21 protein-coding genes are annotated in these 26006 nt (G+C 63.5%); 12 read left to right on the top strand and 9 right to left on the bottom strand.

Annotated features, from left to right (window positions below):
- Positions 1-128: 128 nt before the first annotated feature.
- Positions 129-707 carry an LPS assembly lipoprotein LptE gene (locus NKG99_RS05605; RefSeq protein WP_352865043.1) on the bottom strand — a complete coding sequence of 193 codons (579 nt, stop codon included), beginning with the start codon at positions 705-707 and terminating at the stop codon, positions 129-131.
- Complete coding sequence (gene leuS / locus NKG99_RS05610) at positions 694-3318, bottom strand: leucine--tRNA ligase (protein WP_352865045.1); 2625 nt, start codon at positions 3316-3318, stop codon at positions 694-696. The genes NKG99_RS05605 and leuS overlap by 14 nt, the downstream gene beginning before the upstream one ends.
- A gap of 155 nt (positions 3319-3473) precedes the next feature.
- Here leuS and NKG99_RS05615 point away from each other — a divergent pair, with 155 nt between their 5' ends.
- The 3 genes from NKG99_RS05615 to NKG99_RS05625 all read left to right on the top strand — a co-directional run bounded on the left by NKG99_RS05615 (position 3474) and on the right by NKG99_RS05625 (position 5824).
- Positions 3474-4136 (top strand): YggS family pyridoxal phosphate-dependent enzyme, encoded by a 663-nt coding sequence (locus tag NKG99_RS05615; RefSeq protein ID WP_352865048.1) that lies wholly within the window; start codon positions 3474-3476, stop codon positions 4134-4136.
- A gap of 279 nt (positions 4137-4415) precedes the next feature.
- Positions 4416-4658: a hypothetical protein gene (locus NKG99_RS05620; RefSeq protein ID WP_352865051.1), complete on the top strand. Its 243-nt coding sequence runs from the start codon at positions 4416-4418 to the stop codon at positions 4656-4658.
- A 116-nt stretch (positions 4659-4774) separates the two neighbouring features.
- Positions 4775-5824 carry an aldo/keto reductase gene (locus tag NKG99_RS05625; RefSeq protein ID WP_352865053.1) on the top strand — a complete coding sequence of 350 codons (1050 nt, stop codon included), beginning with the start codon at positions 4775-4777 and terminating at the stop codon, positions 5822-5824.
- 48 nt (positions 5825-5872) lie between these two features.
- On the opposite strand, the gene NKG99_RS05630 is transcribed toward NKG99_RS05625, so the two are convergent.
- Entirely contained in the window at positions 5873-6781 is a 909-nt protein-coding gene (locus NKG99_RS05630; protein WP_352865056.1) for a LysR family transcriptional regulator, read from the bottom strand.
- 119 nt (positions 6782-6900) lie between these two features.
- Between NKG99_RS05630 and NKG99_RS05635 the strand changes: the two genes are divergently transcribed.
- Positions 6901-8082, top strand: coding sequence for an MFS transporter (locus NKG99_RS05635; protein ID WP_352865134.1), 1182 nt, complete (start codon positions 6901-6903; stop codon positions 8080-8082).
- Between the two features lie 57 nt (positions 8083-8139).
- A complete protein-coding gene (locus tag NKG99_RS05640) occupies positions 8140-9174 on the top strand; it encodes an aldo/keto reductase (RefSeq protein WP_352865060.1) in 1035 nt (344 codons plus the stop codon).
- A 308-nt stretch (positions 9175-9482) separates the two neighbouring features.
- Here NKG99_RS05640 and NKG99_RS05645 read toward each other — a convergent pair whose 3' ends face one another.
- On the bottom strand, positions 9483-9755 hold the full coding sequence (locus tag NKG99_RS05645) for an usg protein (RefSeq protein ID WP_352865063.1): 273 nt from the start codon (positions 9753-9755) through the stop codon (positions 9483-9485).
- 315 nt (positions 9756-10070) lie between these two features.
- On the opposite strand from NKG99_RS05645, the gene acs reads away from it, so the two are divergent.
- Positions 10071-12026, top strand: a complete 1956-nt coding sequence (gene acs / locus NKG99_RS05650) for an acetate--CoA ligase (protein WP_352865065.1) — start codon at positions 10071-10073, stop codon at positions 12024-12026.
- Complete coding sequence (locus NKG99_RS05655) at positions 12026-12775, top strand: MOSC domain-containing protein (RefSeq protein WP_352865067.1); 750 nt, start codon at positions 12026-12028, stop codon at positions 12773-12775. The genes acs and NKG99_RS05655 overlap by 1 nt, the downstream gene beginning before the upstream one ends.
- A 1-nt stretch (position 12776) precedes the next feature.
- Here the strand turns inward: NKG99_RS05655 and NKG99_RS05660 are convergent, their stop codons facing one another.
- The 3 genes from NKG99_RS05660 to NKG99_RS05670 form a co-directional block, all read right to left on the bottom strand.
- Entirely contained in the window at positions 12777-14045 is a 1269-nt protein-coding gene (locus NKG99_RS05660; RefSeq protein ID WP_352865136.1) for a class I SAM-dependent methyltransferase, read from the bottom strand.
- Between the two features lie 390 nt (positions 14046-14435).
- Positions 14436-15854: a pilus assembly protein TadG-related protein gene (locus NKG99_RS05665; protein WP_352865069.1), complete on the bottom strand. Its 1419-nt coding sequence runs from the start codon at positions 15852-15854 to the stop codon at positions 14436-14438.
- 328 nt (positions 15855-16182) lie between these two features.
- Positions 16183-17052: a transglutaminase-like domain-containing protein gene (locus tag NKG99_RS05670; protein ID WP_352865071.1), complete on the bottom strand. Its 870-nt coding sequence runs from the start codon at positions 17050-17052 to the stop codon at positions 16183-16185.
- A 167-nt stretch (positions 17053-17219) separates the two neighbouring features.
- Here NKG99_RS05670 and NKG99_RS05675 point away from each other — a divergent pair, with 167 nt between their 5' ends.
- Positions 17220-17885, top strand: a complete 666-nt coding sequence (locus NKG99_RS05675; RefSeq protein WP_352865074.1) for an HAD-IA family hydrolase — start codon at positions 17220-17222, stop codon at positions 17883-17885.
- Positions 17886-17967: 82 nt separating this feature from the next.
- On the opposite strand, the gene NKG99_RS05680 is transcribed toward NKG99_RS05675, so the two are convergent.
- Positions 17968-18189 (bottom strand): DUF1674 domain-containing protein, encoded by a 222-nt coding sequence (locus NKG99_RS05680; protein ID WP_352865076.1) that lies wholly within the window; start codon positions 18187-18189, stop codon positions 17968-17970.
- Positions 18190-18294: 105 nt separating this feature from the next.
- On the opposite strand from NKG99_RS05680, the gene htpX reads away from it, so the two are divergent.
- The 4 genes from htpX to purH all read left to right on the top strand — a co-directional run bounded on the left by htpX (position 18295) and on the right by purH (position 24438).
- Positions 18295-19311 (top strand): zinc metalloprotease HtpX, encoded by a 1017-nt coding sequence (htpX, locus tag NKG99_RS05685; RefSeq protein WP_352865078.1) that lies wholly within the window; start codon positions 18295-18297, stop codon positions 19309-19311.
- Positions 19308-20696, top strand: a complete 1389-nt coding sequence (locus NKG99_RS05690; protein WP_352865081.1) for an RsmB/NOP family class I SAM-dependent RNA methyltransferase — start codon at positions 19308-19310, stop codon at positions 20694-20696. The genes htpX and NKG99_RS05690 overlap by 4 nt, the downstream gene beginning before the upstream one ends.
- A gap of 248 nt (positions 20697-20944) precedes the next feature.
- Complete coding sequence (locus NKG99_RS05695) at positions 20945-22669, top strand: heparinase II/III family protein (protein ID WP_352865083.1); 1725 nt, start codon at positions 20945-20947, stop codon at positions 22667-22669.
- 152 nt (positions 22670-22821) lie between these two features.
- Entirely contained in the window at positions 22822-24438 is a 1617-nt protein-coding gene (gene purH, locus NKG99_RS05700) for a bifunctional phosphoribosylaminoimidazolecarboxamide formyltransferase/IMP cyclohydrolase (RefSeq protein WP_352865086.1), read from the top strand.
- A gap of 163 nt (positions 24439-24601) precedes the next feature.
- Here the strand turns inward: purH and NKG99_RS05705 are convergent, their stop codons facing one another.
- Positions 24602-25978: an MFS transporter gene (locus NKG99_RS05705; RefSeq protein ID WP_352865138.1), complete on the bottom strand. Its 1377-nt coding sequence runs from the start codon at positions 25976-25978 to the stop codon at positions 24602-24604.
- Positions 25979-26006 lie beyond the last annotated feature (28 nt).

Genomic DNA, 26006 nt, shown 5'->3' on the forward strand with positions numbered 1-26006 from the left:
ATCGTCGTGACAAACCTTTGCGGACGACGCCGCCGGATCGTCATCTCACAGCGCACGCCGGTGGCGCGATCTGCTCGCTGTGCCGTGGGGAGTTTGATGATGCTTGGGCGCTAGACCGATAAGCCGCGCTAGCCGGCCTTCGCGTGCCTGACCAGATCCTGGGCGATGGACAGTTGCAGCGCTTCGGCCAGTTCGCGCGCGGCGCGATTCTCGGCATCGATCTGCGCCCGGTACGCGGCGAACTCCTGACGCGGCCTGTCGAACGACGAGGTGATCGAACGCTTGCCGGATGCGATGACCACACCGGACTTCGCGTCGGACAGCGTATAGTTGCCAGTCAGCGTCACGGAACCGGCGGTCGGTTCGTCCTCGTTGGTTCCCACCTGCACAAGCGCCGCTGATTCGACGGCTTCGGTCACGCCGAGATTGAGCGAATAGGCCGGTGAGGCCGGCTCGCCGGCACCTCGTCCAAACCCGAAAATCAGATTGTTGCGCACCTGCTGGGCATAACGCGAGCCGACCGGCTTGATGGCGATCGAAGCCAGTTCGGCGCTGGCGCTCGCCTGCGAACCCGACAGCGCCGCGCTCGAATAGAGCGGCCGCACCGTGCAGGCCGAGACAAGCGCGAGCGAGCCGACCAGGCCGGCGAACGCGATATGGCGCAGCACACGGCTCAGCCCTGTCTTTTCCTGATCAGGCAACGACATTGACGATCCTCTGCGGCACGATGATCACCTTGCGCGGAGCCTTTCCTTCGAGCGCTTTCTGCACGAAGTCGAGAGCCAATACCGCTTTTTCGACAGCACCTTGGTCCGCGTCGCGGGCAATTGTCAAATCTCCCCGCTTCTTGCCGTTGACCTGCACCGGATAGGTGACTTCGTTGTCGACGACCAGCGCCGGATCGAACACCGGCCACGGCCGTTCGGCAACCAGATCGGTGCCGCCGAGCGTTTCCCAGCACTCCTCGGCCAGATGCGGCATGACCGGTGCGATCAGATGCACCAGAACCTCCACGGCCTGCCGGCAGGCGCCTTTCAGCACCGCTTCGGCCTTGCCTTCGGCCACCTCATTGAGCGGCGTGGTCAGCGCGTTGGCCAGTTCGTAGATACGGGCGATGGCGCGGTTGAAAGCGAGCTTCTCGATATCCTCGCCGACCGCCTTCAGGATCTTGTGCGCGGCCTTGGAAACCACAACGGCCTCGCCGCTGTCAGCCGCCGTTGGCTCGATGCCGGCCAGCGTCTCGGCCGCCGTCGACACCAGGCGCCAGATGCGCTGGATGAAGCGATGCGCGCCGGCGGCGCCTTCGTCGGTCCACTCGACGTCGCGCTCTGGCGGTGAATCCGACAGCATGAACCAGCGCGCCGTGTCGGCGCCGTAGCCATCGGTGATGTCTTCCGGACTGACCGTGTTCTTCTTCGACTTCGACATCTTTTCGAGCGGACCGATCGTCGCCGTCTCGCCCGTAGAGATCTCGATGGCGCGGCGCTTGCCGTCGACGTCCTCCAGCCGAACCTCGGTGGGCGCCAGCCAGCGGCCATTCGATGCCGAGCCGACGCGGTAGGTCTCGTGCACCACCATGCCTTGCGTGAACAGGCCCTTGAACGGCTCGGCCAGATCGACATGGCCGGCCTCACGCATGGCGCGGGTGAAGAAGCGCGAATAGAGCAGATGCAGGATCGCGTGCTCGATGCCACCAATATACTGGTCGACCGGCAGCCATTCATTGGCCGCCATGGGATCCGTCGGCTCATGCGCCCAGGGTGCGGTGAAGCGGGCAAAATACCAGGACGAATCGACGAACGTATCCATCGTGTCGGTTTCGCGCCGCGCATCCTTGCCGCAGCGCGGACATTTCACATGGCGCCATGTCGGATGCCGGTCGAGCGGATTGCCCGGCCGGTCGAAATCGACATCGTCGGGCAGCTTGACCGGCAGGTCGGCCTTCGGCACCGGCACCACGCCGCAATCCTCGCAATGGATCATCGGAATCGGGCAGCCCCAGTAGCGCTGGCGCGAAATGCCCCAGTCGCGCAGGCGGAAATTCACCTTGCGCTCGGCCATCGGCCGGTTGCCGATGGTCTTCCGTTCCAGCAGTTTCGCCACCTCGTCGAAAGCCTGATCCGGCTTCATGCCGTCGAGGAAGCGCGAATTGATCATCACGCCGTCGTCGACATAGGCTTCATCGATGATCTGGAAACTCGCCGGATTCTCACCCTCCGGCATCACCACCGGGATCATCGGCAGGCCGTATTTGTTGGCGAAGTCGAGGTCGCGCTGGTCACCGGACGGACAGCCGAAAATGGCGCCGGTGCCGTATTCCATCAGCACGAAATTGGCGACGTAGACAGGCAGCGTCCATGTGTCGTCAAACGGGTGAACAACCCGGACGCCGGTATCAAAACCCTTCTTCTCAGCCGTCTCCAGCGCCGCCGCGGAGGTGCCCACATGGCTGATATCCTCGATGAACTTGGCCAGCGCCGGATTGCTCTCGGCGGCCTTCTTGGCCAGCGGATGATCGGCGGCGACGGCCATGAAGGAAGCGCCGAAAATGGTGTCGGGCCGTGTCGTATAGACTTCCAGCTCATGCTCGCCACCGGCAGCATCCGCCAGCGGCCAGCGGATCAGCAGGCCTTCCGAGCGGCCGATCCAGTTCTGTTGCATCAGCTTCACTTTTTCCGGCCATTCGTCGAGGCCCTCAAGCGAATCCAGCAGGTCCTGCGCGAAGTCGGTGATCTTGAAGAACCACTGCGTCAGTTCGCGCTGTTCGACCAGCGCGCCCGAGCGCCAGCCGCGTCCGTCGATGACCTGCTCGTTGGCGAGCACGGTCATGTCCTCCGGGTCCCAATTGACCTTGGAGGATTTGCGCGTCACCAGCCCCTTCTCGACGAAATCGAGGAACAACATCTGCTGGCGGTGGTAGTAGTCGACGTCGCAGGTGGCGAATTCGCGCGCCCAGTCCAGCGACAGGCCCATGACCTTGAGCTGCTCGCGCATGGTGGCGATGTTCTGGTAGGTCCATTGCTTGGGATGGACCTTATTCTGCATCGCCGCGTTCTCGGCCGGCATGCCGAAGGCGTCCCAGCCCATCGGGTGCAGCACGTTGAAGCCCTTGGCCCGCTTGTAGCGCGCCACGACGTCGCCCATCGTGTAGTTACGGGTATGGCCGATATGGATGCGCCCCGACGGATAGGGGAACATCTCCAGCACGTAGTATTTCGGGCGCGGATCGTCATTGTGCGCTTCGAACAGCTTCTTGGCGTCCCAGGCCTTCTGCCATTTGGGCTCTGACGCGCGCGGATTGTATCGTTCGGTTGCCATGGGATTATTTTCACTTAAAAGCATGCGCGAACCGCGGGCGACGGCTCGGCAGTTCAGGGAATGTGGTCCGGGTGTTCACCATGGTTTGGCAAACCCGTCAACCATATGGGTATCGCGTCTGACAAAAACGCGGGCCAAAACAGCGGGATTTACATATGGGCGACGCCGTTCAGCGGTTTTTCACGGTCAAGGCCAAGATTGCTGCGGCAGAACACGAGGCTGGCCGCCAAGCTGGCGCGGTGACGCTGGTCGCGGTTTCCAAGACTTTTGACACCGCCGATATACGCCCGGTCATCGAGGCCGGTCAGCGCGTCTTCGGCGAAAACCGGGTGCAGGAAGCGCAAGGCAAATGGCCGGCGCTGAAGGAGGCTTTCCCGGATATCGAACTGCATCTGATCGGTCCGCTGCAATCCAACAAGGCCAAGGAAGCGGTGACGTTGTTCGATGTCATCGAGACGGTCGATCGCGAGAAGATCGCCGCCGAACTGGCCAAGGAGATTGCCAGGCAACGCCTGGCACCAAAACTCTACGTCCAGGTCAACACCGGTTCCGAGCCGCAGAAGGCCGGCATCGAGCCGCGCGAGGCCGTCGCCTTCGTCGCCCGCTGCCGCGATGTGCATGGCCTCGCCATCGAAGGCCTGATGTGCATCCCGCCGGCCGACGAAAATCCCGGTCCGCACTTTGCCCTGCTGGAGAAGCTTGGCCAAGAGGCCGGCGTCGCCAAACTGTCGATGGGCATGTCCGGCGACTACGAGACGGCGATCGCCTTCGGCGCCACCAGTGTCCGGGTTGGTTCGGCGATCTTCGGAGCTAGGTAGCCGCGTCATGGCACCGCATTGCGAAGTCGGTGGCGTTCCCTAATTCCAGCAGGGAACCCGAGCGACCATCATGGCCGTTCCTTTGCAATGTCGAAGGAGGCATCATGAGCAACCAACACGCCCACCAAGGGCAGCAGCCCAGTGACCGGCCTCACAACAGGCATGTCTCCGACAGCTGCATTCAGACGTCTATCTTGCGATGGCCGGGCTTGCCGGATGGTATGCGCTGTCTGCCTGGGTGGGTTTCGGCGGCAGCAGCTACGCCGACTACCTGTCGTCATGACAGGATTCCTCGTCATCGCGGTGGCGCTGCCGGCGATCGCCGGACATATTCGGCATCGGCGCCGGCTTTGGACACCCTCGAACGTCGGCAGTTTCGAGGATTGGATCGCTGGCGAATTCGATCTCGGCCAGGGCAACCGCGTCACCACCAAGCGAGCGCTGCTTGAAATTCTGCTGCCGCTCGCCGCCGTCGCTTTCGGCATGACGGCTTTCGCGATCGTGGCGCTGCTGGCCGGCTGAACGCCGGCAGGCACTATCGACGCCCGGCCAGATGAGGAATTTTTTGAGCAAGGGCTGGAAACGAAACGTTCCGTTCCTATTTACTCGGATGTTACAGCACTCTCTGGAGCTCGACCATGCATTACAACCAGCTTGGAAATACGGGGATGTTCGTCTCCGAACTATGCCTCGGCACCATGACGTTCGGTGCCGCCGGTGAAAATGCCCAATGGGGCCTGATCGCCAGCCTCGACCAGAAGGGCGTCAACGAGATCGTCGCCCGCTCGCTCGCCGCCGGAGTCAATTTCTTCGATACCGCCGACGTCTACTCCTTCGGCCAGTCCGAACGGCTGCTCGGCCAGTCGCTCAGGGATCTCGGCGTCGACAGACAGAACGTGGTCATCGCCACGAAGGTCCACGGCGCCATGGGTGACGGCCCCAACCAGCGCGGCTCGTCGCGCGGCCACATCATGGACTCGGTCGACGCCAGCTTGGAGCGGCTGCAGCTCGACCATATCGATCTCTATCAATTGCACGGCACCGACACGGTGACGCCGATCGACGAGACGCTGCGGGCGCTCGACGACCTCGTTGCCAGCGGCAAGGTCCGCTATGTCGGTGTCTCCAACTGGCAGGCCTGGCGCATCGCTAAGGCGCTCGGCATCGCCGACCGTAAGGGTTTTGCTCGTTTCGAGACCGTCCAGTCGTATTATTCGATCGCCGGTCGCGACCTTGAACGCGAAATCGTGCCGCTGCTCAATGAGGAGAAGCTCGGCCTGATGGTGTGGTCGCCGATGGCCGGCGGACTGCTGTCGGGCAAATACGGCCCCGGTGCACCGGGCAATGGCGAAGGACGCCGCGCTTCCTTCAACTTCCCACCGGTCAACGAGGACCGTGCCTGGGCGGCTGTCGCCGTCATGCGCGAGATCGCCAAAAAGCATGACGTGAGTGTCGCCACCGTGGCGCTCGGCTATGTCCTGGCCAAGCCTTTTGTGATGAGCGTCATCATCGGTGCGAGCCGCATGGAGCAGCTGGAGCAGAATCTTGCGGCGACACGGCTGGAGCTCGACACCGATGATCTCGTCCGCCTCGATGAGATCAGCGCCTTGCCGGCCGAATATCCCGGCTGGATGCTGGAGCGTCAGGCCGCGGGCCGACGCCCGGCCCCGTTCTCGCCGAAAGCATAACGCGGCCAACGCCGACATCTCGGGAGCCCATGGGCTCCCGAGTACCAGTCAGCTCAGCCGAACGTTTTCCCCGAGAAAATCGAGAAAGGCGCGCACCCGCGCTGGCAGATGCCGGCCTTGGCCGACATAGACGGCGTGGGTGGCCTCCTCGTCGCCTGGATTGAAATCCTCGAGCATCGGCACCAGCCGTCCGACAGCTATATCGGCCGCCACATGCCAGCGGGCCAGCCGGGCGATGCCCGCGCCCGCCAGCGCCATCAGCCGCATCGCCTCGCCATCGCTCACCAGCGTGTTGCCGATGATTGGAACCATGATGGAATTGCCGGCCGCATCGAGAAAAGGCCAGCCGTCGAGGTGCCGCACGAAACCGAAGCCCATGCGGTTGCGGCTGTCGAGATCGGCCGGTGTCGGCGGCGTGCCGTGCGTTTCGAGGTATGAGGGCGCCGCGACGACGACCACCGGACTTTGCCCAAGCTTGCGCGCCATCAGCCGTGATTCGCTGAGCGGCCCGGCACGAATGGCGACATCGGCACGTTCCGCCATCAGGTCGATGACGCTGTCGCTCAGCACCAGATCGACCGAAATCTCGGGGTAGCGCTCGAGGAAGCGCGGCAGAAGCGGGATCAGCCGGTGCACTCCGAAGGGCACATAGCTGTTGACGCGCAGCCGTCCGCGCGGTGCCGCACCCGCCGCGGCCTCCTGCTCGGCCGCCGCCATGTCGGCGAGAATGCGCAGGCCGCTTTCGTAGAACGCGGTGCCTTCCGGCGTCAGCTGCAGTTTTCGCGTCGAACGGCTGACCAGCCGCGCGCCCAACCGGGCCTCCAGCCGCGCGATCAGTTTGCTGACCGCCGACGGCGTCATCCGCAATGCGCGTGCGGCGGAGGAAAAACTACCTTCCTCGACGACACGCACGAACACTTCGATCTCGCCGGAGCGATTGACGTCGGGTCTAGCCATCTGTGAATCTATTTCACAGAAAATGTGCCCGAGGCAAGTCTGGTTCACAATGCATGGCAACACGATCTTTCGGGTCGGGGCGCGGGACGGCGCTCGTCGCCATCGAAATGGAAACCGCCATGCCTCTTGCTCTCTACGCGCTCGCCGCCGGTGCCTTCGGCATCGGTGTCACCGAATTTGTCATCATGGGTCTGCTGCTCGATGTCAGCAAGGATCTCGGCGTCTCGATCTCGGCCGCCGGCCAGCTCATTTCGGGCTACGCGCTCGGCGTCGTCATCGGCGCGCCCTTGCTGACCATCGCCACCGGCAACTGGCCGCGCAAGACCGTGCTTCTGGCGCTGATGGCGATCTTCACGCTCGGCAATCTCGCCTGTGCGCTGGCGCCGGACTACTGGACGCTGATGGGCGCCCGCGTCATCACCGCCTTTGCCCATGGCACCTTCTTTGGCGTCGGCTCCGTGGTCGCCACCGGGCTGGTCGCGCCTAACAAGAAGGCCTCGGCGATCGCGCTCATGTTCACCGGCCTGACCATCGCCAACATCCTCGGCGTGCCCTTCGGCACGTGGCTCGGCCAAGCCTTTGGCTGGCGGGCGACCTTCTGGGCGGTGACATTGGTCGGCCTGGCGGCCTTCGCCGTCATCCTGGCTCTGGTGCCGCGCAGCCGGACGGCGCCCGAAAAGAGCGATTTGCGCGCCGATCTCGCCGTCCTGCGCCGCGCGCCCGTCCTGCTCGGCCTCGCCACCACCGTGCTCGGCTATGCCGGTGTCTTCGCCGTCTTCACGTACATCGCCCCGTTGCTGACCGAGATAAGCGGCTTCAAGGAAGCGGCGGTATCGCCGATCCTGCTCGTCTTCGGCGGCGGTCTCATCGCCGGCAATCTCGCCGGCGGCAAGGTCGCCGACCGCTGGCTGGTGCCCGCCGTGCTGGGCAGTCTCGTGGTGCTGGCGATGGTGCTCGCAACCATGACCTTCGCCATCCACAGCCAGGTGATGGCCGTCATCTATGTCGGGTTGCTGGGTGCTGCCGCCTTCGGCACCGTGGCGCCGCTGCAAATGTGGGTGCTGGACAGGGCGCAAGGTGCCGGCCAGAGTCTCGCCTCGTCCTTCAACATCGCCGCCTTCAATCTCGGCAACGCCGCGGGCGCCTGGCTTGGTGGTGCGGTGATTGCGCATGGCCTTGGCCTTGGTTCGCTGACCTGGGTCGCCGCCCTGCTGCCGCTCGCGGCGCTCGCCGTGGCGGGCTTGGCATTGCGTCTCGATCGCATCGCCACGCTCGGCGCGCCTGCCTCCGTCCGGTCGTGAATACCTAAACCGGATCGCTTTCGACACCCTTTTTTCCACACCACCAGGAGCAAGAAAATGGACTATCGACGCCTCGGTGCATCGGGCCTGAAAGTGCCCGCACTCTCATTTGGCGCGGGAACCTTTGGCGGTTCCGGCCCGCTGTTCGGCGCCTGGGGCAACAGCGATGCCAGGGAAGCGCGGCGGCTGATCGACATTTGCCTCGAGGCCGGCGTCAACCTGTTCGACACCGCCGACGTCTATTCGAACGGCGCTTCGGAAGAGGTCCTTGGCGAAGCGATAAAAGGCCGCCGCGATGCAGTGCTGATCTCGACCAAGACTTCGCTGCCGATGGGCGACGGTCCGGCCGATTACGGCTCGTCGCGTTCGCGGCTGATCAAATCCGTGGACGATGCGCTCAGGCGCCTCGGCATCGAATACATCGACCTTTTGCAGCTGCACGCCTTCGATGCCGGCACGCCGATCGAGGAGGTGCTGTCGACGCTGGACGAACTCGTGCGCGCCGGCAAGCTGCGCTATGTCGGCGTCTCCAATTTCTCCGGCTGGCAAGTGATGAAGTCGCTGGGAGAAGCCGACAAGCACGGCTACCCGCGTTATGTCGCGCATCAGGTCTACTATTCACTGGTCGGCCGCGATTACGAATGGGAACTGATGCCGCTTGGCCTCGACCAGGGCGTCGGCGCGCTGGTGTGGAGCCCGCTCGGCTGGGGCCGCCTGACCGGCAAGATCCGCCGTGGCCAGGCTTTGCCGGAAAAGAGCCGGCTGCACGACACAGCAAGCTTCGGGCCACCGGTCGAGGACGAGCATCTCTACCGGATCATGGATGCCCTTGACGCGGTGGCCGAAGAAACCGGCAAGACCGTGCCGCAGATCGCCATCAACTGGCTGCTGCAGCGCCCGACCGTGTCATCCGTCATCATCGGCGCCCGCAACGAGGAACAGTTGCGCCAGAATCTCGGCTCCGTCGGCTGGAGTTTGACGCCGGATCAGATGAAGAAGCTCGACGCGGCGAGCGAAGTCACCGCGCCCTACCCGTATTTTCCCTATCGCCGCCAGGAAGGTTTCGCCCGGCTCAACCCGCCGGCGGTTTGATATCGTGATCGTTCGTGTCGGCGGAACGTTCGAGATTGGCCGATGCTTCCCCAACTTCGTCATCCCTGAGCGAAGCAGGAGCGAAGCTCCGTCGCGGAGACCCTGGGATCCATTCCGTGACGGCTGTCGAGGAATGCGACGGAGCAGATTCTGGACCGCAGCAACGCTCTGAAATCGCGGCATGGATCCTCGGGTCTGCGCTGCGTCGCTACGCTCCTTGCTCCGCCCGTGGATGACGAAGATGATGGGCGTTTCCGCCAATCGCCAAGGTATGCGGTTCGCTGGCGTCAAACTTCTGCGCCAAGAAACTAATGCAGCACGAACTCGCCGTCGACCTTCCGCCATTCGTTCGGTGCGATCAGCTTCTGGTGTGTGTAGCTGATCGAATGCAGCGGCCCGTCCAGCTCGGCCTTCCAGAATTCGATGAACTTGATCAGCACCGGAAACTTCGGCGCCAGATCGTAGTCTTGCCAGATGAAGCTCTGTAGCAGATGCGGGTGGTCGGGAAAATGATAGAGAATCTTGGCCGTGGTCAGGCCATAGCCTTTGAACATCAGATCCATTTCGGAATGGTCGCGCATGGCGGTCCCCTTGGGCGGTCTCTGGTTGAGTCTCCTTTCCTCCCAACGTCAGATTGTGCGCGCCGTTGCTTAACTGTCTATTGATTTTTCCTGATCGAAAACGGGTTTTCCGCGCGAAAACATGCAGTTAGCAGCGAGCCGAACTGAGTGCTGACAGCCCTGGAGAAAGTCCCTGCGGCATCCCGCCACGCGAATCCAACGTCTAATATTGCGATGGCGGACGAACTGGTAATAATGCCGCCGAATTCGCGGCGGCTTTGCCGCGATCCCGCCGGCGTTTCAAGTCGGCGGATCGGTTTGGGAGGAAAGTCAGGAATGTCCGAGGCTCATGTCCATCGCGTCCAGCCGGCGTGGAAGAAAAACGCGCTGATCGACAATGACACCTACCTGAAATGGTATGCCGACAGCGTCAAGAACCCGGACAAGTTCTGGGGCAAGCACGGCAAGCGCATCGACTGGTTCAAGCCCTACGGCAAAGTCAAGAACACCTCCTTCGATGGCAAGGTCTCGATCAAATGGTTCGAGGATGGGCTGACCAACGTCTCGGTCAACTGCATCGACCGGCACCTGAAGAAGCGCGGCAACCAGACCGCCATCATCTGGGAAGGCGACAATCCCTACGACGACAAGAAGATCACCTACAACGAGCTTTACGAGCACGTCTGCCGGCTTGCCAATGTGATGAAGAAGCACGGCGTCAAGAAGGGCGACCGCGTCACCATCTACATGCCGATGATCCCGGAAGCCGCCTATGCGATGCTGGCCTGCACGCGCATCGGCGCCATCCACTCCATCGTCTTCGGCGGCTTTTCGCCGGATGCACTGGCTGGCCGCATCGACGATTGCAAGTCGACCTTCGTTATCACCGCGGACGAGGGCCTGCGTGGAGGCAAGCCGATCCCGTTGAAGGACAACACCGACAAGGCGATCGAGATCGCCGCGAAGGCCGGAACGAAAGTCGAAAAGGTGGTGGTCGTGCGCCGCACCGGCGGCAAGACCGGCTGGGTGGCCGGACGCGACGTCTGGTACCATGACGAGGTCGCGACGGTTAAGGCCGAGTGCAAGCCCGAGAAGATGAAGGCCGAGGATCCGCTGTTCATCCTCTACACCTCGGGCTCGACCGGCAAGCCGAAGGGCGTGCTGCATACCACTGCCGGCTACCTCGTCTACGTCTCGATGACGCACCAATATGTCTTCGATTACCATGACGGCGACATCTACTGGTGCACCGCCGATGTCGGCTGGGTGACCGGCCACAGCTACATCGTCTACGGCCCGCTCGCCAACGGCGCCACCACGCTGATGTTCGAAGGCGTACCGAACTATCCGTCGCAGTCGCGCTTCTGGAACGTCATCGACAAACACAAGGTCAACATCTTCTATACCGCGCCGACGGCGCTGCGCGCGCTGATGGGCGCCGGCGATGCACATGTCACCAAGACGTCGCGCAAGTCGCTGCGCGTGCTGGGTTCGGTCGGCGAGCCGATCAACCCGGAAGCCTGGGAGTGGTATTTCAACGTCGTCGGCAACGGCAAGGTGCCGATCGTCGACACCTGGTGGCAGACCGAGACCGGCGGCATCCTGATCACGCCGCTGCCTGGCGCCACCGATCTCAAGGCAGGTTCGGCGACGCGGCCGTTCTTCGGCGTCAAGCCGCAGTTGGTCGACGGCGAAGGTAAGGTGCTGGAGGGTGCCGCCGACGGCAATCTCTGCATCTCCGATTCCTGGCCTGGCCAGATGCGCACCGTCTATGGCGACCACGACCGCTTCATCCAGACCTATTTCTCGACCTACAAGGGCAAGTACTTCACCGGCGACGGCTGCCGCCGTGACGCCGACGGCTATTACTGGATCACCGGCCGCGTCGATGATGTCATCAACGTCTCCGGCCATCGCATGGGCACGGCGGAAGTCGAATCCGCGCTTGTCAGTCACGACAAGGTTTCGGAAGCCGCCGTCGTAGGCTATCCGCACGATATCAAGGGCCAGGGCATTTACTGCTACGTCACGCTGATGGCCGGCGAGCAGCCGAGCGAGGAATTGCGCAAGGAGCTGATCGCCCATGTCCGCAAGGAGATCGGTGCCATCGCTTCGCCCGACAAGATCCAGTTCGCGCCCGGCCTGCCGAAGACCCGCTCGGGCAAGATCATGCGCCGCATCCTGCGCAAGATCGCCGAGGATGATTTTTCGGCACTCGGCGACACCTCGACGCTGGCCGATCCGGCCGTCGTCGACGACCTGATCGCCAACCGGCAAAACAAGAAGGCTTGATGCAAACCAGGACCGCACTGGGTTCCGTCACCGAGCTTTGGCGTTATCCGGCGAGTTCGCTCGCCGGCGAGCGGCTCGACGCGATCCTTGTCGGCTCGGAAAGCATCGACGGCGACCGCTTGTTCGGCCTTGTCGACGCGTCCGACAACGAGATCGCACGACCGGACCGCGAGGCGAAGTGGCACAAGGTGCCGCGCATCCGGACCCGATTGTCGCCTGGCCGCGAACTCGAGATCGCCGTTCCGAACGGCGACTGGCTGGCTGCGCCGGGTATCGAGAGCGACCGCGCGGTATCGGCCTATCTTGGCTTCGAGGCCTCGATCCGGCCGTTTCGCCGGGAGAACGCCGCCTCGGGCTATTCCGGCCCGCTGACGGCGGAACGCTATCGCAAGGCCCCGATCCATCTTCTGACCACGGCTTCACTGGCCCGCTTGAAGGCGCTGCATCCGGAAGGGGCCACCGACCCACGCCGCTTCCGCCCCAACATCGTCGTCGACATGGCGGCAATCGAAGGGTCGTTTCCCGAGACGGAATGGATCGGCCGCAAGCTTGCCATCGGTGATCTCCTGCTAACCATCTCGGAACCGTGCCGCCGCTGCGGTTTCACCATCATCGCCCAGGATGGCTTCGACAACGATCCGGCGATCCTGCGCAATCTGGTTCGCCACAACGCGCACAATCTCGGCGTCTATTGCACGGTCGACCGGCCGGCCAGCATCGAGATCGGCGACATGATGCGCTTCCGGTAAGCTACCGATACAGATCCGCCCGCGTCGGCGGCAAGCCGCTCGGGCCACGCGCGCGCTTGGTGGCAACGGTCTGGAAAATCTGCGCCGAGGCGCGCTCGAAGGTGATCGAACAGCCGGTCAGGTAGAGCAGCCACAGGCGTGCCTTCGGCTCGCCCACCTCGGCGATTGCCTCACCGAAGCGTGCGTGCAGGCGCTCGGCCCACAGCCTGCAGGTGCGGGCGTAGTGCTCGCGCAGGTTCTCGACATCGTAGACGAGAAAACCATGGGCCTCGAGATTGCCGAGCGTCATGCCGATGGTGTCGAGTTCGCCGCCGGGGAAGATGTATTTGATCAGCGCCTTGTATTCCGGTCCTTTGCGCAAGGTCTTTTTCATATCGCCCTTGCTGCGCCTGGTGATGGCGTGATGCAGGTAGATGCCACCCGGATTGAGCAGGCGATGAACGGTCGAGAAATAGGCCGCATGATTGGCAAGGCCGAGATGCTCGAACATGCCGATTGACGATATCTTGTCGAACGAGCCGGAGAGTTCGGCATAGGATTTTATCTCGATGGTGATGCGGTCCTCCAGCCCTTCTGCGCGGATGCGCTCACGGGCAAGATTGGTCTGCGCCTCCGACAGCGAGACACCGTGGCCGATGACGCCATAGTTCTTCGCGGCATGGATGAGCATCGCTCCCCAGCCGCAGCCGATGTCGAGCAGCCTTTCGCCGGGCTTCAGCCGGAGCTTGCGACAGATATGGTCGAGCTTGTCGATCTGGGCTTGATCGATGCTGTTGGCGAAATCCTTGAAGTAGCCGCAGCTGTAGACCATGCGCTCGTCGAGGAAGAGCCGATAGAAAGCGTTCGAGATGTCATAGTGATGCTGGATCGCTTCCTGGCTTGAACCGCTGACGAAGGGATTGCGTCCCGAAAGATCGGTCCGCGCCGTCATCTGCTTTCGCGAAAACAGAACTGCCGGCAGGTCTCGCAGGATCGCCAGCTTCGGCAGCGATTTGAGCTTCGTCCTCAACTTGCCCTGCGAAGGCAGCGCGTAGAAGTCGAATAGCGATCCCTCTTCGATGTCGACGGTCTTGGAAATCCACATTTCGATCAGCGTCGACAAGGTGGGGTGGCGGACCATCTGCCAGACGATGTCCTGGTCGTTGATGGTGAGCACGGGGCCGGTGACGGGGCCGATCCGTTCGCCGGTCCACAATCTGACCGCGAAGCCTGGCTTCAACGTCTCGATGATCGTTCGAACGATCCGAGCTGCCCTCTCGGCTGCCTCCATGCCGCTTTCCTCCCAGACCATGGCGTGGTCCGGCAGTTTGCCCGTCAGCTCGGCTGGTCGCAACCCACCTCGGGCTCGGGAGCTGCCTGGATGGCTTTTTCAAACCGACGCCTTGTCTTTTGCTGCAACGCACCCCATCATGAGGGCGTGTTCAACAAATCGAAAGGAGGTGATCCGATGTCGAGTGATTTCGTTTTCCAGAACGTGGCCTCAGCGGATTGCACTTTCGGGAAGCAGTCTTCCCGTTAAGGCGCGAGATGCGCGGCGGGTGACCTGTGTCATCGCCATAGGGCCGCGCCACGGACGGAAACACGGAAGGCCGCCAGCTTCGCGAGAAGCGGCGGCCTTTTCCGTTTGGGCGATCACGACTGAACCGCAGTTCTTGAGAGCTTATTTGGCAACGGTGACCTTCTCGATGTTCCGGACGATGTCATCGAACGCCTGCTTCAGTTCCGCACCGGTTGCGGCCTCGTAATAATGCTTCAGCGAGGATGTGTCCGCCGTGGAGCAATCCTGGAGCACGCTTTTCGCCTGGTCCCGTTCGGTCGCCGTCATGGTCGGATCGTTCAGGTCGAAGCCTATCGTGAAGATTTCGATGCCGTCGCGCTTCATGGCATCGCAGATACCTTCGGCATTGCCACGCGACATCTGGCCCGCGTTCTGTGATTTTGACGCCCCGCTACCGCCGGCGAACGCTGTATTGAACTGGCCGTCCGTCATCAGGATGGCGACCTTGGCGACCTTCCTCTTGTCGAAATTGGCGGGACCCGCACCGAGCCCGGCATTGACGATCGTCGGGCGCCACGACGGCGAAAGCATGTAGTAGCCCCACTGCACGGCGATGCCGCCGGCGGTCACGCCTGCCGCGCTGAAATCGTCGATCGTGTCGAGCAGTTTCTCCTCGTCGGCCGACAACGGGATGAGCTCCGGCGTCGGGCACGTTCTCATGCGATCATCCCGATTGATTCTAGCCAGATACTCTTTGCCGTTGTTGTCCCACCGCGACGTGTAAGGCCCGTCGGATGACGTGTCGGCATAGCCATCCTTGTCCTTGCGCTCGTTGGCACATTTGTCCGGCGCGGGTGTCACCGACGCCGAAACGGGAGCATCCACAGGCGGCGGCAGATTCGGCCCGCCTCTCGTCTCGACGAAGACGCTGTCAGCGAGACCACCGGTATTCACCGCCTCGGCATAGGGAACAATCGCCACGCGCACACGTGGGTTTTTCGCATCGATGTTGTTGTCCAGCAGATCACTGACAGCTCCAGAAGCGGCACTTTGCAGATCTGCGATCTTGTTGGTCTTGGCCCATGCGTTCGGCCCCATCGAACCGGTCACATCGAGCATCATCGCCACTTCGATGGTCTTGTCCGAATAAAGTGCCGTCGTGGAAGCGGTGACGCGCTTCATGTCGCCCACGCCAAGAATCGGGAAATACAGGGCGACATCGGCATGCACGTCCGCCTCGACCGTCTTGGCCGTCCTGTCGACAATCAGCCTGTCCAGCACGATCTGGCCGGCCTGCAGGATGCCCGCCGCGCTGTTGGCGTCAAGAAAGGCCTGCACCGACCTGTTGGCGTCGCCTTCCCCGATGACGCCAGTCGTCAGATCACGTGCCGTCGACGTAACCGCGGCGTCGAGCACGCCCTGCAGGCTGGATCTGGCATTGTACAGCTGAGAGACGTTGACGGAAAAGCCAACGCCCAGCGCCAGGACCGATGTAGCAAGCCCGAACAGGACTGCGAAATTTCCACCGCGATCCCTGGCGAACCCGCCGACCGCGTGAACAAGATCCCCGTAATTCCGCATCCTACAGCCTCCGCTTGCCTCGGCCTCGTCGCCGCGGACAAGGCAATGCAGGATTCCCGCCGGACGACGCCGCTCGGCCTCCGAAAGCACGCCGCCCTTCAGCAACACATTGTTTTTGCTTGATTTCGACCTTTGCGAAGGTGAATGACTGGTAAACAGAACAACGCGGGCCGCGGCAGCGTTTACGAGCTGGTTACCATCCTCAAGACGAAGCGATCGAAGAAAGCTCAACGACGTCCTGTTGCGGCACAGGGCCTCTGTGCCGAAGCGGACCAGCTGTCTCGAAACCACAGAACGCGAAATGGTCTGATCGGACGCCTTACGACTACTAGGCCAGCATCCGCGCGCTGACCGTCCTGTCGATGCCGTGATAGGGCGGGTTGAACAGATTGCCTTCCTGTTCGTAGGTCCACACCTTGAACAGGCTGAGCCGGTGCGGACCGAAGCTGTGCAGGAGCGGCACGTCGGTGGCGTCGCGGCCGCGCGCGATGACGACGCGGCCGATCCTCGGCATGTTGTGGCGGGGATCGAACGTGTACCACTTGCCGTCGAGGAACACTTCCAGCCATGCCGAGAAATCCATCGGCGCCGGATCGATCGGCACGCCGATGTCGCCGAGATAGCCGTTCACATAGCGCGCCGGAATGTTCATGCAGCGGCACAGCGTGATCGCCAGGTGGGCGTAATCGCGGCAGACGCCGACGCGCTCCTCATGCGCCTGGGCCGCGGTGCGGGTCGAGCGCGCATAGCCATAGCCGAACGACAACCGGTTGTGGACATAGTCGACGATGGCTTGCACGCGCGCCCAACCAGGCGGGATGTCGCCGAAGAGCTGCCAAGCTAGGTCACTCAGATGATCCGTCTCGCAATAGCGGCTGCCCAGGAGATAACCGAGCACCTCGTCGGGCAGGTCCGCCACCGGCACCTCCCTGGCCAGCGTGTTGACCTCGTCGGTCTCGCCGCTGTCCTCGACGACCGCGTCGTAAAGAATGCGAAAGCCGCCAGCGGGCGCGGTGAACCGGCGGCAGGCATTGCCGTATGGATCGTGGTAGAGCCTGGTCGGCACGGCAGGCGATGTCAGCACCCGCGTCTGCCGCTTGATGTCGGCCTGTCTTTCCTCGTGGACTTCGAGCAGCGAAATCACCGGGGTGGCCGCGTTACATTCGATGGCGATTTCGTAGCCGAGCCGGATCAGCATCGCGGTCCCCCTTCGATCGTCGTGGAAAGCAGTCTTGTTCAAACGCCGGGGGGGTTGCCGTGGTTCCCTGGCCGATTGAAAAGCCCGACCCGTGTCTTCCCCTGCCGTGAGCGAGGCGTTAGGTTCGGGATCGCCACAAGCGCTCCCCCAAAAACTCAAGGAAAATCATGTACTCAGGCAGAAAATTCGCGGCCTTCCTCTTCGATATGGATGGCACGCTCATCAATTCCATCGCCTCGGCGGAACGGGTGTGGAGCGAATGGGCACGCCGTCAGGGCCTGGACGTCGCCGCCTTCCTGCCGACGATCCATGGCGTGCGGGCGATCGAGACCATCACCAGCCTGGCACTCCCTGGCGTCGACCCGGCGCACGAGGCTGATCTGCTGCTGAAGGCCGAGGCGGCCGATCTGGATGGTATTCTCCAGATCGCCGGCGCCGTGGCGTTTCTCGACGCGCTGCCGCCCGAGCGCTGGGCGATCGTGACCTCAGCGCCACGCGAGCTGGCGCTGTTGCGCATGAAGGCCGCCGGCATCCCTGTCCCGGCCGTCATCGTCGCGGCGGAAGATGTTTCCCGCGGCAAGCCGGCGCCCGATTGCTTCCGGCTTGGCGCTGAACGGCTCGGCTTCGATGCGCGCGACTGCCTTGTGTTCGAGGATGCTCCGGCTGGCATCGCGGCCGCCGAGGCGGCGGGGTCTGCGGTCATGGTCGTCAACGCCACGCACCAGCATCCATTGCCAACGCAGCATGCCGCGATCGCCGGCTATGAGATGATCGGCGTCACCGTCCACGAAGATGGCTGGATCGCGCTCGAGCCGCAGCGCAGCGCCGCCTAGATATCTAGCGCAACGCCGTCTAAAGGTGTGTTGAGATTCAGGTCAGGCTTGCAGACCAGCATCACCTGAATATCAACATACCTTAGAAGTCGCTGGTCAGGCCCTTGACCTCCCAATCGCCATAGCGACCAGGCTCCTTGCCGCCGCGGCCGCCGATTTCCTTCGGCGCCGCTGCTTCCTTCTCCAGATATCTTATGCGTCTTGCTTCGGCTTCCGCGAGCGCACGTCTGGCTTCCGGCGTCAGTGCCTTTGGCCCAACGTCACGACCAGGGTCGGCATCGGTTTTACTGGTTTCGTCGTTCATGCGATATTTCCGGCGGATTGAAACAGGAACTGGCGTTTCCCATCATATAGCGATGAACCCACAACGATCGACCCTTTTTCGCTACCATCTGGACAGGAGCAGACGATGAACACACTTCGCACCGCCATGCTTCTTGCGGCGATGACGGCACTGTTCATGGGCGTCGGCTTTTTGATCGGCGGAACCGGCGGCATGATGATCGCTCTGCTGATCGCCGCCGGCACCAATCTGTTCAGCTATTGGAACGCCGACAAGATGGTGCTGTCGATGAACCGCGCCGTCGAGGTCGACGAAAGGACCGCCCCCGAATATTACGCCATCGTCCAGTCGCTGGCCAAACAGGCCGGCCTGCCGATGCCGAAGACCTATCTGATCGACAACCCACAGCCGAATGCCTTCGCCACCGGTCGCAATCCGCAGAACGCGGCGGTCGCCGCCTCCACCGGTCTTTTGCAGGCACTGACGCACGAAGAGGTCGCGGCTGTCATGGCGCACGAACTCGCCCATGTGCAGCACCGCGACACGCTGACCATGACGATCGTCGCCACCTTCGCCGGCGCCATCTCGATGCTCGGCAATTTCGCCTTCTTTTTTGGCGGCAATCGCGACAACAACAACCCGTTCGGCTTTGTTGGCGTGCTGGCGGCGATGATCGTGGCGCCCTTTGCCGCGATGATCGTGCAGATGGCGGTCAGCCGCACCCGCGAATACGAGGCCGACCGGCGCGGCGCCGAAATCTGTGGACACCCGCTCTGGCTGGCATCGGCCCTTGACAAGATCGCCCGCGGCGCCGAACGCATCCGCAACCCCGATGCCGAGCGCAACCCGGCGACCGCGCATCTCTTCATCATCAATCCTCTTTCCGGCGAGCATATGGACAGTCTGTTTTCCACCCACCCGAACACAGAAAACCGCATCGCTGCTCTCCAGGCGATGGCGCGGCAGATGCAAGGCGGCGGCGCTCAGGTTCCGCGCCGGGCCCAGACGCCGCGAGCAGACGAACAGCGGCCATCGGGGCCATGGGACGAGGTCGCACAGCCCGAGATGCCGGCGGAACCCGCCAAGCCGAAATCCAACCCGTGGGGTCGCAACCCGACCGGACCCAAGGGCCGGTGGTCGTGAGCGTGGCGGACAGAGGACCTCGACGTACGGTTTCAGGTGACCAGGAACACAGGGACGGCGGCGACCTCGTTGCCGGCCTCGCCGCCCGCAAGGCAGCGGCGCGCCTGCTTGCCGCCGTCATCGATGCCAGGACCCCGCTTGACGGGCTGACCGACCACGAGAACGGCCATCCGCAATACAAGGCGCTCGATTTGCGTGATCGTGGCCTGGTCCGCGCCATTCTGGTCACCGCGCTGCGCTATCGCATGACCATTTCAGGGCTGCTGGCGCGGCGCCTGGAGAAGCCGCTGCCGCCCAACGCGACCGCACTGTCGCACATATTGCATGTGGCGGCCGCGCAGATCCTGTTCCTCGATATCCCCGACAGCGCAGCAGTCGACCTGGCCGTGACCCATGCAAAGTCCGATCCGCGCACGGTGCGATTCTCCGGCCTGGTCAACGGCGTGCTGCGCACGTTGGCGCGGGCCAAGGAAACGGAACTTCCTGCCGCTCTCGCCGCTACCGACGAAGCGCCCAAATGGTTTTCCGACCGGCTGAAGGCCACTTACGGCAATGACAAGGCCCGAAAGATCCTGGCAGCCCACCGCGTGGAGGCGCCGGTCGACTTTTCGGTCAAGGCCGATCCCGAGCTGTGGGCCGAAAAGCTCGGCGGCATCGTCCTGCCGACCGGCACAATTCGGGTGGAGAATCTCGTTGGCCCCGTCACCGAACTGCCAGGCTTCGCCGAAGGCGCCTGGTGGGTCCAGGACGCCGCGGCCAGTCTGCCGGCCCGGCTGTTCGGCGATGTCAGGGGACTTCGCGTCGCCGATCTCTGCGCAGCCCCCGGCGGCAAGACCGCGCAGCTCATTCTCGCCGGCGCCAGGGTCACCGCCGTCGACACCTCGAAAAACCGGCTGGTGCGGCTGACGCAGAACCTCGACCGTCTCGGTCTGTCCGCCGAGATCGTCCAGGCCGACCTGCTCAAATACGAGCCGAAGGAATTGTTCGACGCCGTTCTCCTCGACGCGCCCTGCTCGTCCACCGGAACGGTGCGGCGGCATCCCGACGTGCCATGGACCAAGACGGCGGCCGATGTCGAGAAACTCGCCGACCTGCAACGCAGGCTTCTCGCCCGCGCCGTCACGCTGGTGAAACCCGGCGGCAGGATCGTCTTTTCCAACTGTTCGCTCGACCCGCTCGAAGGCGAGGACCTCTATCGCGCCTTTCTGGCCGGCACGGCCGACATAGCCAACGATCCGCTGCGGCAAGGCGAGATCGCCGGCATCGATCCATTCCTGACGCCGCAGGGCACGCTGCGCACCACGCCCGCCGACCTCGACCTTGGTTCGCCCGGGATCTCCGGCCTCGACGGCTTCTTCGCGGCTCGCATCCGCCGAGCCGGCTAATGCATGTCGCCCAAAAGTGTGCAGCGGTTTTGGGACAACGACATGCATAAACAGAAGACCAAAGCGCGTTGCATTCAACCGGTCGGGCGCGACGCGCTTTGATTTAACTGCCCCCGGATTTACTGGCTTTTTAGCGATGATCGGGGGCAAAACCGGGTGAACCGGCGGCGTCCCATGGAATTCGCCTTCGCACGAGTCCTGCAATCATGTAAACTCGGCGTCGGGGTAATGGACGATCAGGAGGGGTTTTGGCACTTGCTGCCAGCAGCACGACGCGTCTGTGGACGCTTGTCGCGAAGGAGTTCTGGCGCAAAACGCGCCGGCGCCTGCGTGCCGGGCCGGTCTACCGCTGGCGCTATTCCGGCCGCACGCCGGAACGTGTGCTGATCGCACCGCCGGACCTGCGCCTCGCCGACCCACAGATCGCACTCGAAATCTACTACGGTCGCTATCCCCTGTCTGGGCATCTGGTCGAAACCGGCGGCAAGTCACCTTTCCAGATCAACGTGCCCAATCATGGCTGGCAGAAAACGCTGCACGGGTTTCGCTGGCTGCGCCACATGCGCGCCGCCGGTACGGAGCTTGCCGCCGCCAATGCCCGCGCCCTGGTTTCCGACTGGATCGTCATGCATGGTAGCCACATTTCCGGCGTCGCCTGGGAGCCCGGCACCGCCGCCAAGCGCATCATCGCCTGGCTGCAGCACTCCCCCGTCGTGCTGCAGGGGGCCGAGTTCCCCTTCTACCGCGCCTTCCTGAAATCGCTCGCCGTCCAGATCCGCTACCTCAGGTCGATGGCGCGTGAGATGCCGGACGGCAAGGACAGGCTGCGCGCCCGCATCGCGCTCGCCTTCGCCGCTTTGTCCCTGCCGGCACCGGCATCGGCGCTGCGCGGCGCGACCCGCAACCTTGCCGCGGAACTCGACCGCCAGATCCTCGCCGACGGCGGGCATATTTCGCGCAATCCGATGGTCGTCCTGGAAATCCTCGCCGACCTTCTGCCGCTGCGGCAAACCTATGCCAACCAGGCGGAAACGCCGCCGCAGGCGCTGATCGGCGCCATCGACCGCATGCTGCCGGCGCTGCGCTTCTTCCGCCATCAGGACGGCAGCCTCGCTCGCTTCAACGGCATGGGCGCCACCATCCACGACCGCATCGCCACCATCCTTCGCCACGACGACACCGCCGGCGCGCCACTGCTGCATGCGCCGCATTCCGGCTATGAGCGCCTGTCGATGGGGGGCGTGACGGTTATCGCCGACACCGGCCTGCCGCCGCCGATCGACGTGTCCAACGCCGCACATGCCAGCTGCCTCGCCTTCGAACTGTCGTCCGGGCGCCAGCACTATATCGTCAATGCCGGCATCGACACCTATGGCGCGGCTGAATTCCGGCCGCTGGCGCGCGCCACGGCCGCGCACTCGACCGCCACCATCAACGACACCTCGTCGGCACGCTTCAGCCATTCGCTGCGCGTCAACGACCTGCTCGGTTCGCCGCTGATCGGCGGCCCCCAGCATGTGCAGTGCAAGCGCATCGATCAGAAGGGCGTTCAGGGGTTCATCGCCCGCCATGACGGTTATGTCCCGCGCTTCGGCTTCCTGCATGAGCGCGAACTGAAGCTGTCCTCGAACGGCAATGTGCTGGCCGGCAGGGACCGCTTCCAGCGGCCCGGCAATGCGGCGATCCGCAACAACGGCCGCGACTTCGTCACCGTCCGCTTCCACGTCCACCCCGACATCAACCTGCTGCAGGACGAGCATGATCGCCTGGTGATGACCGTCGATCAGGCCGACACCTGGGTATTTACGTGCACCGAGGTGGTGCCGGAGGTCGAGGAATCGATCTATTTCGCCGGTCTTGGCGGCCCGCGCCGCAGCCGCCAGATCGTGCTTGCCTTCAAGGCCTCGGAAGTCGCCGAAGTCCACTGGCAACTGACGCGCACCAGCATCGCCGGTTACCCGGAAATCAACTGATCGTGTCGAGCATGATGCCGAAAGTTGCGGACCTTTCGGACAAACACCATGCGGCAAAACAAAGAGACAGGCGCCGCTTCCGGTTTGATTTCCCGATGGCATGTGCTACGGGCGCGGCATCCATCACACCAGCCGTGAAAGGCCGCCAGCCCATGGCCGTCGCCGCCAAGAACATTCCAGCACCTGACCTCGTTCCGGTGCGTCGCGCCCTGCTCTCCGTCTTCGACAAGACCGGCCTCATCGATTTCGCCAAGGCGCTGGCGGCGGCCGGCGTCGAGCTGGTCTCGACCGGCGGCACGGCAAAGGCAATCGCCGAAGCCGGCCTTGCTGTGCGCGACGTCTCCGAGCTCACCGGTTTTCCCGAGATCATGGATGGACGGGTCAAGACCTTGCATCCCAACGTGCATGGCGCGCTGCTTGGCGTGCGCGACGACCCGGATCATGCGGCTGCAATGCGCAAACACGGCATCGAGCCGATCGATCTCGTGGTCTCCAATCTCTATCCGTTCGAGGAGGTCCGCCGCTCCGGCGCCGATTACGCATCGATCGTCGAGAACATCGACATTGGCGGACCGGCAATGATCCGCGCCTCGGCCAAGAACCACGCCTATGTCGCCATCGTCACCGATCCCGGCGACTACGCCTCGGTGCTGAACGCGCTGGAGCTGAACATCGGCTCGCTGTCGCTGGATTTCCGCAAGAAACTGGCGGCCAAAGCCTTTGCCCGCACCGCCACCTATGACGCGGCGATCTCCGGCTGGTTTGCCGAAGCGCTCGAGATCGAGCACCCGACTTGGCGCGCCTTTGGCGGCAAGCTGGTCGAGGTAATGCGCTACGGTGAGAACCCGCATCAGAGCGCCGGCTTCTACCTCAATGGCGACAAGCGGCCCGGCGTCGCCACGGCACGCCAGCTGCAGGGCAAGCAGCTCTCCTACAACAACATCAACGACACCGACGCCGCCTTCGAACTGGCCGGCGAATTCGATCCCGACCGTTCCGCCGCGGTTGCCATCATCAAGCACGCCAACCCGTGCGGCGTCGCCGAAGGCACCTCGCTGAAGGCGGCCTACGCCAAGGCGCTGGCCTGCGATCCGGTCTCGGCCTTCGGCGGCATCGTCGCTGTGAATCGCATTCTCGACGCCGACGCCGCCGGAGAAATCGTCAAGACCTTCACCGAGGTGATCATCGCGCCCGGCGCGACCGACGAGGCAGCGGCAATCGTGGCGGCAAAGAAAAACCTGCGCCTGCTGGTCACCGGTGGCCTGCCGGACCCGCGCACGCCTGGTACGACGGTCAAATCCGTCGCCGGCGGCCTGCTGGTCCAGGGCCGCGACAATGCCGTCGTCGACGACCTTGAGTTGAAGGTGGTGACCAAGCGCGCGCCGACATCGGCCGAAATGGACGACCTCAAATTCGCCTTCCGCGTCGCCAAGCACGTCAAGTCCAACGCCATCGTTTACGTCGAGGATGGCGCCACCGTCGGCATCGGCGCCGGCCAGATGAGCCGGGTCGATTCCTCACGCATCGCCGCGCGCAAGGCGCTCGACGCCGCCGAGGCTGCGGGCCTTGCCGAACCGCTGACCAAGGGCTCGGTCGTCGCTTCCGACGCCTTCTTCCCCTTCGCCGACGGACTGCTGGCCGCCATCGCCGCGGGCGCCACTGCCGTAATCCAGCCTGGCGGCTCGATGAACGACAAGGACGTCATCGCCGCCGCCGACGAGCATGGCATCGCCATGGTCTTTACGGGCGTGAGGCATTTCCGGCATTGAGTACCTTACCCTCCCCCTTGTGGGGAGGGTCGGTGAACGATTTTTGCGAAGCAAAATTCGTGAGACGGGGTGGGGGCGGCGCCGCGGGCGGGGGGCGCCGCCCCCGCCCCCCCCCCCGGCTCGGCTGGGCGTTTGTACCGTCCCCACATGGGGGAGGGTAAACTCACTCCGCCGGTCGATCCGCCGGATAGGGCGTCTTGACCAGGATCGCCATGCCGAGCCCAAGGAACAGCACGATCACCGCCATTCCGAGGCGCGCCGAGCCACTGGCCAAGGTGACGGACGCGACCATGAACGGCGCCAGGAAACTGGTCGCCCGCCCGGCAAGCGCATAAATTCCGAAATAGCGGCCGGATTCGGCGGCGGTAACGCTGCGCGCCATGTAGGAACGCGACGACGCCTGCACCGGCCCGAAAGCCACGCCAATCAACAGGCCGAAGAAGATGTAGGCCTTTTCCGCCGTCGTACCGAACAGGCCGCCGCTGTCTGGTCCGGGCATCATCCAGAGGCCGAACAAAGTGTAACCCGGTCCGGTCGAGACGATGCCGATCGTGGCGATGCCGAGCAGGACCAGTGAGATCATCACGATGGTTTTTGAACCAAGCGCCGTGTCGAGACGGGCTGCAACCAGGCAGCCGAAGATGGCGACGACATTGAGAATGATGCCGAAAATGCCGATCTCGGTGATCGACCAATGGAACATTGCAGCCGCAAACGTACCACCCAGCGCCAGCAGCGCGTTGACGCCGTCCTGATAGATCATGCGGGCGACAAGGAAGCGGAAGATACCGCTGCGCTTGCGCACCTCACCCAGTGTTACTTTCAGCTCAGCCAACCCCTCTCGCACCGCCGGGCCGATCGGCAGGCCCTTGAGGGCGTCGGGCGTGAAAAAGAACATCGGCAGGATGAACAGGAAGTACCAGCCGGCCGACAGCGGCCCGGTGGCGCGGGCGTCCTCGCCGAGTTTCGGGTCGAGCCCGAACAGCGGGTCGATGCCGATGATCGTCTTGCCCGTCTCCGGCGAACCGGCCATGCAGGCGACCACGAAGATCAGCGCGATCATGCCGCCGAGATATCCAAGGCCCCACGCCATGTTGGAAATCCGTCCGATCTCGCTCTTCGGCACCAGGCGCGGCATCATCGAATCGTTGAACACGGTCGAAAACTCGGCCGCGACCGACGCCAGCGAGAACAAGAACACGACCAGGAAAAGGTTCGAACCGGGAGCCGCGAACCAAAGCAGGCTAAGGCTGGTGACCTTGACCGCGGCGAAGAACGCAATCCACGGCTTGCGTGGGCCGGTCTGATCGGCGATCGAGCCCAGGATCGGCGACAGCACGGCGATGACCAGGCCCGCCGCGGCAATGCCGTAACCCCAGGCCGCCTGGCCGGTTTCCGGATCGCTCGCCATGCGTGAGACGAAGTACGGCCCGAAGATGAAGGTGGTGATGACCGTGAAGAACGGCTGCGCGGCCCAGTCGAACAGCATCCATCCCCAGATACCACGTCCAGACGCGCGCTGCACCGCCTCTACCGCCATGATGATTCCCCCGGCCGTGCCCGTATCG

This window comes from Mesorhizobium sp. M1409 (genome assembly GCF_040317535.1).
GTDB lineage: Bacteria > Pseudomonadota > Alphaproteobacteria > Rhizobiales > Rhizobiaceae > Mesorhizobium.